General features: G+C 60.0%; 10 protein-coding genes. All 10 read right to left on the reverse strand.

What is annotated here, in order from left to right:
• Window position 1: 1 nt before the first annotated feature.
• The 10 genes from Q5Y75_RS21200 to Q5Y75_RS21245 all read right to left on the reverse strand — a co-directional run bounded on the left by Q5Y75_RS21200 (window position 2) and on the right by Q5Y75_RS21245 (window position 12,639).
• Window positions 2-1,681, reverse strand: a complete 1,680-nt coding sequence (locus tag Q5Y75_RS21200) for an ABC transporter ATP-binding protein (protein WP_306201330.1) — start codon at window positions 1,679-1,681, stop codon at window positions 2-4.
• Between the two features lie 5 nt (window positions 1,682-1,686).
• Window positions 1,687-2,769 carry an ABC transporter permease gene (locus tag Q5Y75_RS21205; protein WP_306201332.1) on the reverse strand — a complete coding sequence of 361 codons (1,083 nt, stop codon included), beginning with the start codon at window positions 2,767-2,769 and terminating at the stop codon, window positions 1,687-1,689.
• Window positions 2,770-2,842: 73 nt separating this feature from the next.
• Window positions 2,843-4,210, reverse strand: a complete 1,368-nt coding sequence (locus Q5Y75_RS21210; RefSeq protein ID WP_306201334.1) for a CmpA/NrtA family ABC transporter substrate-binding protein — start codon at window positions 4,208-4,210, stop codon at window positions 2,843-2,845.
• A gap of 272 nt (window positions 4,211-4,482) precedes the next feature.
• Window positions 4,483-5,652, reverse strand: coding sequence for an ABC transporter substrate-binding protein (locus Q5Y75_RS21215; RefSeq protein WP_306201336.1), 1,170 nt, complete (start codon window positions 5,650-5,652; stop codon window positions 4,483-4,485).
• The gene (locus Q5Y75_RS21220; protein ID WP_306201338.1) at window positions 5,649-6,233 is read right to left on the reverse strand and encodes an ANTAR domain-containing response regulator; all 585 of its coding nucleotides are present in this window, start codon (window positions 6,231-6,233) and stop codon (window positions 5,649-5,651) included. Before Q5Y75_RS21220 ends, Q5Y75_RS21215 begins: the two co-directional genes overlap by 4 nt.
• A gap of 132 nt (window positions 6,234-6,365) precedes the next feature.
• Window positions 6,366-7,439, reverse strand: coding sequence for an ABC transporter ATP-binding protein (locus Q5Y75_RS21225; RefSeq protein WP_306201340.1), 1,074 nt, complete (start codon window positions 7,437-7,439; stop codon window positions 6,366-6,368).
• A 12-nt stretch (window positions 7,440-7,451) separates the two neighbouring features.
• The gene (locus Q5Y75_RS21230; protein WP_306201342.1) at window positions 7,452-9,665 is read right to left on the reverse strand and encodes an ABC transporter permease; all 2,214 of its coding nucleotides are present in this window, start codon (window positions 9,663-9,665) and stop codon (window positions 7,452-7,454) included.
• Between the two features lie 2 nt (window positions 9,666-9,667).
• A complete protein-coding gene (locus Q5Y75_RS21235; protein WP_371933296.1) occupies window positions 9,668-10,687 on the reverse strand; it encodes an ABC transporter substrate-binding protein in 1,020 nt (339 codons plus the stop codon).
• 225 nt (window positions 10,688-10,912) lie between these two features.
• A complete protein-coding gene (locus Q5Y75_RS21240; protein WP_306201346.1) occupies window positions 10,913-11,806 on the reverse strand; it encodes a DUF5666 domain-containing protein in 894 nt (297 codons plus the stop codon).
• Complete coding sequence (locus tag Q5Y75_RS21245; RefSeq protein WP_306201348.1) at window positions 11,803-12,639, reverse strand: DUF6502 family protein; 837 nt, start codon at window positions 12,637-12,639, stop codon at window positions 11,803-11,805. Before Q5Y75_RS21245 ends, Q5Y75_RS21240 begins: the two co-directional genes overlap by 4 nt.
• Between the last annotated feature and the right edge of the window lie 73 nt (window positions 12,640-12,712).

The raw sequence follows: 12,712 nt of genomic DNA on the forward strand, positions 1-12,712 counted from the left end.
GTCACTCCGCTGCAATCGCCTTGGGGGCGGACGATTTCGGTTTGGCGCCGTGTTCGTATTCTTCGAGGAAGTCGAGGACTTCCTGCCGGTAGGCGTAGTAATCGGGATGCTCCAGCAGTGCCTTGCGGGTGCGCGGGCGTGGCAGGTCAACATTTGTGATCTTGCCGATGGTGGCCTGCGGGCCGTTCGTCATCATCACCACCCGGTCGGCCAGCAGGATCGCCTCATCCACATCATGAGTGACGCAGATCGCCGTCACCTTGGTGCGGGACCAGACCTCCATCAGGACTTCCTGCAATTCCCAGCGTGTCAGGCTGTCGAGCATCCCGAAGGGCTCGTCCAGCAGCAGCAGCTTGGGCGACAGGGCAAAGGCGCGGGCGATGCCGACGCGCTGCTTCATGCCGTTCGACAGATCGCTCGCCTGCTTGTCCATCGCATCGGCCAATCCGACGCGTTCCAGATAATACTCGACGACATCCTGCCGCTCGGCCTGGCTGGCCCTTGGATAGACCTTGTCGACACCGATCGCGACATTCTCCTTGGCGCTCAGCCAGGGAAACAGGTTGGGTGACTGGAACACCACGGCGCGTTCGGGGTCGGCGCCTTCGACATGGCGGCCATCCAGCTTGATCGCGCCCTGAGAGATGTCGTTCAGCCCGGCAGCCATGGTCAGAACCGTGGACTTGCCGCAGCCGGAATGGCCGATCAGAGAGATGAACTCGCCCTTGTCGATCTTGAGATCGAAGTCTTCGACCACGGTCAGCGGGCCCTTGGGGGTCGGATAAACCTTGTGCAGTTGCGAGAAATCCAGGAAGCGTTTTTCGATCAGACCTTTCTGGGCCTTGGCCATCACTGCCGGAACACCGTGGATCGGGGTAACGTCGGGCAGGATACGCGATCCTTCGACCTTGGCCTCGATTCCGACCTCCATGAGATATTTTGTGACATCTGCCCGTAGGCGCTTGAAACCCTCGTCATTGTTCATCGCGGTGCGGTCGCGCGGGCGCGGGATGGACACCGGGAATTCCTGACCCAGCGTGCCATCAGGGTTCAAGGCGATGATCCGGTCAGCCAGAATGATCGCCTCGTCCACATCATTGGTGATCAGCACGCAGGTCTTTTTGTCTGCTTCCCAGATATGTTCGATCTCATCTGCCAGATTGGCGCGGGTCAGCGCATCCAGCGCGGAAAGAGGTTCGTCCAGCAGCAGCACTTCGGGGTTAATCGACAGCGCGCGCGCCACGTTGACCCGTTGCCGCATCCCGCCCGACAGTTCGGCAGGGCGTCGCGTCGCGGCATGGCTGAGGCCGACCATCTTGACATAGTGGGCGATCTTGTCCGCTTTTTCGGCCTTGTTGAGGCCTGGAAAGACTGTATCGACTGCCAGCCCGACATTGCCGTTGACCGTCAGCCACGGCATCAGCGAGTAGTTCTGAAAGATCACCCCGCGTTCCGGGCCCGGCCCCCTGATCGGCGCGCCTTTGAAGGTGACCTCGCCTTTGCTGGGCGTATCCAGCCCGGCCATCAGATTGATCAGTGTGGTTTTTCCGGTGCCCGAGAACCCGAGGATCACCAGAAACTCCCCCTCTGTTACCTCCAGGTCGATGTCCTTGAGCACATCGGTCCGGGCAGTACCTTCGCCGAAGGATTTCGAGGCGTTTTTGAAGCTCAGAATGCTCATCGCGCTCACCGGCTATTGGTAAAGGTAAAGAGGGATTGCAGCGCGTACATCACCCGGTCCAGCAGGAAGCCGATGATACCGATGGTTAAGACCGCGACCATGATCTTGGCCAGCGAACTGGACGAGCCGTTCTGGAATTCATCCCAGACGAACTTGCCCAGACCTGGGTTCTGCGCCAGCATCTCGGCGGCGATCAGGACCATCCAGCCAACACCCAAGCTGAGGCGCAGACCTGTGAAGATCAGGGGCAGGGCCGAGGGCAGCACCAGCTTGGTGATCTTGGTATAGGTGTTCATTTTCAGAACCTTGGAGACATTCACCAGATCCTTGTCGATCGATGCGACACCCAGAGCTGTGTTGATCAGCGTCGGCCACAGCGAACACAGCGTCACGGTGATGGCCGAGATCAGGAAGGATTTCGCGAACCAGCCGTCATTGGTGACGTAAACGGCCGAGACGATCATGGTCACAATTGGCAGCCAGGCCAGCGGCGAGACGGGTTTGAAGATCTGGATCAACGGGTTCAGCGCGGCATTTGCGGTCGGAGACAGACCAGCGGCGATCCCAAGCGGGACGGCCACGACCGTGGCGATCACAAAGCCGAAGAAAACGGTTTTGATCGAGGTCCAGATCTGCTGGTAGTAAGATGGCGCGCCGGTATAGGCGACCTGTTTCACCTCATCCGCGCGGCCCGCGTCGATCAGCTTCTGGTTACGCTTTTCAACCATCGCCTCGAATTTTGCGCGTTTTGCGGCCTTGGCCTGCGCGTCGGCGTTCAGATTCACCATCTCTTCCCAGACCTGAGCCGGTCCGGGCACGGCGCCCAGCGACGTCTGCACCTTGGGCGCCAGCGTCGACCAGAGCAGCAGGAAGGCGCAGATCGACAGCAGCGGAACAATCAGCAACCGCCAGATCTCGGTCATCTGGGCGCGCGGGTTATCTCCGGCGGCGGCCTTCAGCACCGGAGTGGCCCAGCTGAGACCCAGAACCTGGAACCATTTGTCGGCGGCGTTGATGCGGGTGAAAAGGCGGGCGCGACGCTCTTCGCGATTGGCGCCTGCGTTGAATTCTGGATCGACCGTTGTCATCTGATGTGTCCTTGCGTTGGCGGGGCACTTGTGAAGGCCACGCCCGACCAAGGCCGGGCGCGACGTTTCTGGATTAGCCTTGCACGTCCGTGCCGACGATCTTCTGATCGCCCTTCAGACCGATGGACAGGCTTTCGAGATAGGCGTTGGGTGTGCGGCCGTCATAGGCGATACCGTCGATGATATCCTCGGCTGGGGTCGGGGCCTTGTAGCCGTCGCTGTCCCAGGGGAAGTCGGCTTCGTTCGCCAGGCCCTCGTCGACCAGAAGGCGTGCAGCCTCAAGGTAGATTTCGGGCTTGTAGACCGACTTGGCCACCTCGTCATACCAGCTGTCGGGCTGAGATTCGGCGATCTGGCCCCAGCGGCGCATCTGGGTCAGGTACCAGATGGCGTCGGAATAGAACGGGTAGGTGGCGTTGTAGCGGAAGAACACGTTGAAATCGGGCACCTCACGCTTGTCGCCCTTTTCATATTCAAACGTGCCGGTCATCGAGTTGGCGATGACATCATAATCCGCGCCCACATATTCCGGACGGCTGAGGATTTCGACCGCTTCCGGGCGGTTGGCGTTGTCATTTTCATCGAGCCACATCGCAGCGCGGATCAAAGCTTTGGTCACGGCGAGCGTGGTGTTGGGGTATTCCTCGGCAAACTCGGCGGTGATGCCGAAGACTTTCTCGGGGTTGTTCTTCCACAGCTCGTAATCGGTGATGACAGGCACGCCGATGCCTTTGAACACGGCCTGCTGGTTCCACGGCTCGCCCACGCAGTAGCCATAGATCGTGCCCGCCTCCAGTGTCGCGGGCATCTGCGGCGGAGGGGTCACCGACAGGAACACATCTGCGCCGATCTGACCCGTGACGTTGTCAGGGCTGTAGTACCCCGGATGCAGACCGCCAGCCGCCAGCCAGTAGCGCAGCTCGTAATTGTGGGTCGAGACCGGGAAAACCATGCCCATGTTAAACGGCTTGCCCTCGGATTTGTATTTCTCAACCACCGGTGCCAGCGCTTCGGCGCTGATAGGGTGCTGCGGGCGACCATCATCCATTACGGGGATGTTTGGCTTCATTTCTTCCCAGATCTCATTGGAAACCGTGATGCCGTTGCCGTTCAGGTCCATTGAAAAAGGCGTGACGATATGGGCCTCGGTGCCATATCCGATCGTTGCCGCCAGCGGTTGCCCCGCCAACATATGCGCACCGTCCAACTGCCCGTCGATCACGCCGTCCAAAAGGACTTTCCAGTTGGCCTGCGCCTCAAGCGTCACAAACAGACCTTCGTCCAGAAAATATCCCTGCTCATAGGCCACGGCCAGCGGCGCCATATCCGTCAGTTTGATAAAGCCAAAGGTCAGTTCGTCTTTCTCCAGCTCCAGCAATTCGGCAAGTGCTGGACTGGCTAGCGCTGTTGTCACAGCGAGGCTTAGAAAAAGCTTCTTCATCTCGATCCCTTTCGGTCCTGCCCATTTCCTTTGGGCAAACAAAAAAAGCCGCCGACACAGACCGCCGGGAGGAGTGGCGGTTGGTCGAGCGGCTTTGCTCTTGTCAGATGCCCTATGCTTTGGGCGAATTCTTGCGACAGGCTCCATTGCATGTCGATGGTCCGATCTTAGACATCACCCGTTTTGCGGGTCATCCTATTTCGGCGTTTTGGGGCCTCTTTTTCTGCATCGCGGCATGTTTTGATGCTGCAGTGCAAAAAAATTGTGCGCCCTCATTCTGACGGCTCAAAAATGCGTCGGTCAAAGAACACGTTCGGTGGCAGGATCAGGCTGCCGCTGGCCGATGCAACGGCCGTTGCATCGGGAATCGCCCCTTCTAGTTTTTCCGAAGCACCGGGCAGTTCGACGCCGGAAGACTGCAACTCTCGCCGATAGAGATCGCTGCGAAACACCTTGGCTGCCTGATATTCTGCCTGGGTTGGGTCAAGGCCGTTTCGTCTGGCGAGCTGGTGGGCGATCCATTTCGCCTGACTGCGCCAAGGGAACGAGGCCGCCCCATCGAAAAACTCGACAAACCCGTCCACATGGCGCTGTTCGCCCCGCGAGGATATCGTGAACTCTCCCGAGAGTGCACGGTCAATCAGCTCCGAAGAGACGTTCAGGTAAGATGCACGTGACAACATTTCCGAGGCGGTTGTCCGACTCTCTGGCCGAGACAGCCAGCGCGCCGCGCGCCAGATCGCGCGCATCAATCCGCCAAGCAGATGGGGTTCGGTTTCGGCCCATTCGGTGCGCACTGCGAGGACTTTCTCCGGCGCACAGGTCCAGATCGCACGCCCGGGCAACAAAAGCGCGCCCACCTGATCATCGACCGAGACGGAGCCCCAGGGTTCACCGACGCAAAACGCGTCAATCTCACCGGCGGCCAGCGCCTGCGCCATGAGAGGTGGCGGAACCGTTCGGATCTCGACCTGAGTGGAGGCCAGCTCGGTGCCCGCCACCCAATAGCGCAGCAGCTCGACATGCATTGAAAACGGGAAAGGCACACCAAAAACCAGTGGCCCGTTCGCAACCCGCGCAAGCGCTGCGCCAGCGGCGTTTGCATCCTGGAAATCGAACGCATACCCGCTGGCGCGCAACCGTTTTTCAAGGTCCTGACCAACGCCGATGACATTGCCATTGAGCGACAGTACCGACACCGCCGAAAACGGCGTCGCGATACCGCCCAACCCCAATGCCATGGCGATCGGGACCGGAGAGAGAAGATGTGCCGCATCCACATGTCCAAAGGCCAGCATATCCCGCAGGGACGACCAAGAGGGCGCGGGTCTAAGATCCAGCGAGACGCCCTCGGCATGGTCAAAGCCCATCTCGCGCGCCGCGATCAATGGCGCCGCATCAACCAGAGGCATATAGGCAACGGGCAGCGAAACGGTCCTCATGACAGCAACCCCGATGCCGTGACCAGAGCCTCGGCCACGTCAGCAACCCGGCGGTTCTGGTTCATCGCGGTCTTGCGCAACATGGCATAGGCTTCGTCCTCCTGAATGCCCTTGGCCTTCATCAGCAGTCCTTTGGCCCGGTCGATCACTTTGCGCTCTTCCAGAGCGCGCCGCGTTTCGGCCAATTCGGTCCGCACCTGGCGCAGAACATGAAACCGGGCAATCGCGATGTCGATAACGGGTTTGATCCGTTCGGCCTGCAGCCCATCGACGACGTAAGCCGACACACCTGCTTCGACCGCAGCTTTGGCAAGACCCCCGGCGGCACCGGACACGAACATCGCTACAGGCCGTTCCATCGGGCCCGATGCGATTGTTAGCTCCTCAAGCATGTCGCGGGACGGATTGTCGATATCGATCAGCACGATATCGGGGCTATGCGTGGCGATCTTGCGCGCAAGCCCCGAGACAGCGCCGATCACAAAAACATCGACTTCCCCGGAATCTTTCAGGGCGTCGACAATCGCGATGGCGCGGTCGCGGTTCTGCTCAACAACAACAACGGTCAATTTGCGGCTCATGCCCATCGAACTGGACAAAGTTGCCCAAGGTCACAATGCTAACGCCCTCGACATTCAATCAGCGGCGCGCGTTCTGCCTGAATATTCATCAATGTGAGAAATCTGCACAAACTTCAGGCAACCCTGAAGATCCTATCCCGTCACATCCACAGGCAGCAGAACCGGGCCGATTTCGTCCAGTCCGACGGTGATCTCTGATCCGACCTCAAGCGGGGCATCGACGTTTTCGCTGATTGCAAAAATCTGCCCAAACGCCGCCTCCAGAGTATATTCCATGCGGCTTCCCACATAGGTCGCCTTGGCAATTGTCATATCCATCCCGTCGGATGCTCCGATCTTCAGACGTGTCGGGCGCACTGCCAGCAGCGCCGGGCCAGCCTGCAACCCGCGCGCGGGCAGGGCATGTTCGAAGGCGCCGACGCGGATGGATGCCATATCGTCGCGAATTGCGATGATCTCGCAGGGGATGATGTTGGCCTCTCCGATAAAGTCGGCTACGAAACGGTCGGCAGGCGCGTCATAAAGCTCGCGCGGCGTGCCAATCTGGGCGATGCCCGCATTCCGCATGACGACGATATCGTCGGAAACCGCCAGCGCCTCTTCCTGATCATGGGTGACATAGACGACGGTCAGACCCAGATTTTGCTGGATTTCGCGGATTTCCTCGCGCACTTGCCGACGCAGCTTGGCATCTAGATTTGACAGCGGCTCGTCAAACAACAGCACCTGCGGCTCAAGCACAAGCGCGCGGGCGACGGCGACCCGTTGCTGCTGGCCACCCGACAATTCCGATGGCAGCCGGTCGCCGAAGCCGCGTAGGCCCACAAGGTCCAGCCCCTGTGCGGCGCGATCCTTCGTTTCTGCCTTGTCGAAACCCGAGAACCCAAGCCCATAGGAGACATTCTCCATCACCGTCATATGCGGAAATAGGGCATAAGACTGGAACACCATCGACACATCACGATCCGTCGCCGGCAGCAATGTGACATCACGATCACCGATATGGATCGAGCCCCTGCTGGCCATTTCCAGCCCCGCGATCATGCGCAGCGTCGTGGTCTTGCCGCATCCTGACGGACCCAGCAAAGTCACCAGTTTCCCGGCCTCGATCTCAAGATTGATGTCGTCGACCGCCACCACATCCTTGCCATAGATCTTGGTGACATTGCGAAAACTGACCGGCGCGGCTTTGGAGTTGAGGCTCATATCCTTGCGTCCTTATACGTTGCTGCGCGACTGGGTCATGCGACGGCCGATCTCGGTCCGTCCCACAATGACCTGCATCAGCGCCACAACGCTGAGCATCACGAAAATCAGGGTAGTGGAATAGGCGATGGCGAGGCCGTAATCGTTATTCTCTACCCGCCCGATGATATAGCTGGTGGCCATGTCATATTCCGCCGAGACCAGAAAGATCACCGCCGAGATCGCCGTCATCGCCCGCACGAAGCTATAGACCAGCGCCGCCAGAATCGCGGGCCTGAGCAAGGGCAGGATGATGCGGCGGAAGGTCTGCCACGAGTTTGCGCCCAAAGTCAGCGAAGACTCGTCCAGCGATTTGTCCAACTGCGACATGGAGGCGATGCCCGCCCGCACCCCCACCGGCATGTTGCGGAAGATGAAGCTGACCACGAGGATGATACCAGTGCCGGTGATCTCGATGGGCGGGACGTTGAAGGCCAGGATATAGCTGACGCCGATCACGGTGCCCGGGATGGCAAAGCTGAGCATGGTGCCGAACTCGAACGCGTTCTTGCCCGCAAAGGATTGCCGGGTCAGCAGATAGGCGGTGATCAACCCGACGATTGCTGTCAGAGGTGCCGCGATCCCGGCGATCTTGAGCGTGGTCCAGAAACTGTCCCATGCCGCGCCGGACCAGCGGATGCCGCCGTCCTCGAAGCGGAAAGAAAAGGCGGTGACATAATGTTTGAAGGTCAGCGTGTTGTTCACCCCCCACAATTCAACCACCGAACCGTAGAAGATCATGACATAAACAACGGCGGTAAACCCGGCCCAGATCATCGCGATGACCAGCACCGGCACCGACAGCGCGCGCGGCATATGCGGGTGCACGCCGCTGTCACCTTTGCCGGACACGGTGGTATAGCTTTTCTTGCCCAGCCAGAACCGCTGCGCATAAAACGCACCGAGCGTGAAACACAGCAGCACCATTGCCAGAACCGCCGCCTTGCCCTGATCATATTGCGCGCCCACGATGGCAAAGAAGATCTCGGTCGAGAGCACGTCGAAATTGCCGCCCAGAACCAGTGGGTTGCCGAAATCGGCCATGCTTTCGATGAACCCCAGCAGGAACGCGTTGGCCAGACCGGGCCGCATCAGCGGCAGCGAGACGGTCTTGAACACCTGCCACTTGCTGGCCCGCAGGGTCTGCGCCGCTTCCTCCATCGAGGGCGAGACCCCTTCGACCACACCGATCAGCACCAGAAAGGCAATCGGCGTAAAGGCCAGCGTCTGCGCGATGAGGACACCGGGCAAGCCATACAGCCATCGGGTCGGCTGAACGCCAAAGACATCCGCAAAGAACACGGTGACCGAGCCCGAAAGCCCGAAGAGCAGGATCAGCGCGAGGCCGATCACAAAAGGCGGCGTGATGATGGGCAGTACCGTCAAGGCACGCAAGGCGCGTTTGTAACGAAAGCCCGAGCGCGTGACGACCAGCGCGAAAATAAGCCCGAGAACAGTGGTGATGAAGCCAACAAGAACCGCAAGAAACAGCGAATTCCAGGCCGCCCCGCAGCGCCCGCCCGACAGGCATCCCAGTCCCCAGAGCCGGTCGTCGAAGAATTTCGACAAGAACACACCCACCGAATAGCCGCCCTCATCCGTGATGAAGGCGGCGGTGAGCATCTTGGCGATCGGGAAGAACACGAAGGCGGTGACGATGACGATCACGCCGCCGATCGCGCTCACGACAAAGACGTCTCCGTTGATGGCCCCGCGCGCCGCGATGCCTTGGGTGAGCAGGAACAGGAAGGCAGAGGCACAGATCAGCGCGCCATAGCCCATTCCGTACTGACGATCCCCCAGATCCCCGAACAGTGCTGTCGCCCACTCGAAATTCCAGCCACGGATGCCAATGGCAAAGCCCTGCAGGATCATCCACCCAAAGCCAAACGCGCCCGCCAGGATCAGCATTTTGGCATAGATCGGATCTATCTTGCGTTTCCGGAGCACCGCCAGCGGCGCAATCAGCGCCAGCACCATGGGCGCGAGCCAGAGCTTTTCGCCCTGCGCGACCAGAAACCCGGCCGGAGCGTAGTCTGGGTCGAATGGATAACCGTCAACCATCCATTCGAAAGAAAAAAACGCCTCCACCCCGTACCAGGGGAGGAGGAAAAAACCGACCCATCCGGCAATGATCCAGAAGAGCAGAACCGGATGGGTCGTTTTCTCGGATGTCAGTTCGCGCATCTTTATTGCGGCAGGGTCGACACCTCATCATCCCATTTCTTCAACAGGCGCTTGCGCTCGTCGGAGGAGCCATATTTCTTGAAGTCGTAGTCAATCAGCTTGATCTGCGACATGTCCGGGGCCGAAGGCGAGGTTTCCGCGCTCATATTCGATGGCACCTGAAACGCGCTCACCTGCAAGGCGAGGTTCTGTGCCTCGGGGCTCAGCGCCCAGTCATAGAACTTCTTGGCCTCCTCCATGTTTCGCGCACCGTCGATGATCGACATCGAGCCAATCTCGTATCCGGTGCCCTCACACGGGGCGACAACCTTGACCGGGAAGCCCGAGGTGGCCTGTTTTACCGCATCATGCATAAAAACAATACCAACGGTGTTTTCACCACGTCCCGCCGCCTTGATCGGGGCCGAACCGGATTTGGTATACTGGTTGATGTTCTTGTGCAGACCCTTCATGAAGTCGAAGCCTTCCTCTTCACCAAAGAGCTGCATCATCGTGGCCAGCGTCGTATAGGCGGTGCCCGACGAGTTCGGGTTCGCCATCTGCACATGGCCCTTGTATTCGGGCTTTAGCAGGTCTTTCCAGCAGGCCGGTTCGGGCAGGTTGTTGGCGGCTAGCAGGTCGGAATTATACCCATAACCCAGCGCACCGGAATAAATCCCGATTGTCTTGTTGCCCGCACTTTCCGCCTGCGCGATGGCCCAGGGGTGCAGCTGGTCGCGCATCGGCGACAGGTACTCGGCGGTCAGCCCTTCCTCTGCCGCCTGCAAATGCGGGTCACCGGTGCCACCCCACCAGACATCTCCCTTGGGGTTCGAACTTTCGGCCTTGATCTGCGCGAATGTTTCCCCCGAGGATTTCCGCGTCATCGCAACGTCGATCCCGGTGGCATCCTGAAAGCTGTTGGCCATCAATTGGCACCAGTCTTCCTGCGCCGAGCAATAAAAGGTCAGCTTGTCGGCCTGTGCCGCGCCCGCCGCCACGAAGGCAAGCGCAGACGCGCCCGCCAGTTTCTTCAACGACATCATGTGAACCCTCCCAAGGATCGTCTGCTTTGTAACAGTTTTGTGACAAGAGCCTATGAGGGGATGCCAGTTCTGGCAAACAAATTCGGATCAGTTGATGTTTTACCTTTGAAATCATACAATTGCGGAACACTGACGACCCCGCGTTGTGTTTAAGAATTTCGGCCTATGCAGCGCGGGTCAATTGCGATACCTCTGCGACACCCTCCGTGCGCCGCGCCCGGTTCAGCAGCTCAGTTCGGACAGAAAGCGGGTCTCCTGACCGGGTTCGGCAAGGTCGCTGGGTTCAATTTTCCCCAAACGTCCCATCTGACCGCATTGAATGACAGTGATGCGCGTATTGATCATCTCGGGCTGATCCGTATAGGCGACAAGTCCGCTGCCCAGCACGGTATAGAGACCGGTAGCTTGCGGGCGCGAGAAATAGCCCTGGACCTGGATCAGGCCCACAGCCTCGTCGAACAGCCCGGTTGTCAGCGCGTCCGCACGTATCCCGTCGGGCGTCGGCTGGCCGGTCACCCGCACCAGATCGCCGGGCCGCAGATGCGACGGCTCGATCCCCGACAGAACGCTGCCGCCGATCAACGTGTCGCCATCCGGGTTTGGACCCAGATACGACCCGCTAAGCCGCGCCGGATGATCCGCGCCCTCCAGCGCTTCGATCCGCGAGGCGAGCAGCCTCGGCCCCTGCCACAATCCACTGACCGCCACCCAGTCGCCGATCTGCAGATCGCCAGACAGGTCGCCAGCGTCGACCTGAGTGCCCAGAATGGTCAGGCCCTGCGCGCCCATCCCTGTCACCTGCCCGACCAGCGGCAGGACCTGGCGAACCTGTCTTGCATGCCAGCCATCTTCCCTGCGCTCGGCAACTATTGCCACCGTATGTCCGGGCCGCAGATCGGCCACCGTCATCGTGGGGACGGACCCGGCCACGGGCATTCCGCCTGCGACCTGAACCCGAAGATTGTTCACGAATATGCTGCCGAGATGGGTGATGGTGCCGACAATGCCGGTGCCGATGATGCCGCCTTCGCGTTCTTCTTTGTCCTCTGCGACTGCGGATGTGGACAGCCAGGCCGAGGCCAGTATCGCCGCGAGTGTGCGGGCACGGATGCTCATGTTTCGTCGCCCTCTTCCGGGTCTTTTTCCGCAGTCTTCGCTGGTGAGGGCAGTATATAGGCGCCCATCACAAACCGGCCCCGATGGCCGCCACTTTCGTCACGGTCCTGCAAGGTCCGGGCCAGTGCATTTATGTCCTGCAACAGCGTCTGCGCCTGTTCCTCCGATAGCTGCCGCAACTGCTCAATCGATTCAAGCGACAGGTGGGAATAGCGCACGGCGCGGTCGAAATTCCGCGCATCGCCGGGCGCCGCAAGCAGGTTTTGGGTCGCCGCTCGCAAGTGCGCCGACAGCGTCGCCTGATAGGCCGCCACCTGTTCGGCGCCACCGCCCGACGCCAGGAAGGCGTGGGTCAAAAGGCGCAAATTCCCCGTTTCATCGGTCTCTACGATTTCATGATCGAGAAGTGTATTCAGCACTGTTCCCGGCGCCATGTCGATCCGGGCCAGGCGCACCAGATCGTCAAATCCCGGTCCGTCCTCACCACCCTTGCGGGACAGATCGCGCGGCGCGCCAGAGGCATCTTGATATTCCGGCGAGGTGGCCCAATGGCTGATGACCAGCGCCGCCGCGTTGCTGCTGCGCTTCTCGGGCGCATCATCCGTCAGGCCGCGCAACCGTTTGACATCCTTGCGGTGAAGCCCGGTCAGCAGGCTGGCCCGGCTGTCGCTGAGCGGGCTGGCGGAGGTGCTTTCGGCAGCCGCGAGCAGAGCCTTTTTCAACGCCTCCGTCGCCGTGCCAAGCGTCACCCCATGCGCAACCATTGCCTGCGCCAAGGGCTCAAGCAGAGCGGCCAGGGCGGTTTCAAGAGGAGGCTTGGGTTGCGACGACATTCGGTTAACTCTTAAACGCTTTCTACGCATATAGTTTTCCGGTTGTTTAGGATTTCAACGGTTTCGTGACCAA

Origin of the sequence: Ruegeria discodermiae (genome assembly GCF_030758345.1) — a bacterium.
GTDB lineage: Bacteria > Pseudomonadota > Alphaproteobacteria > Rhodobacterales > Rhodobacteraceae > Ruegeria_C.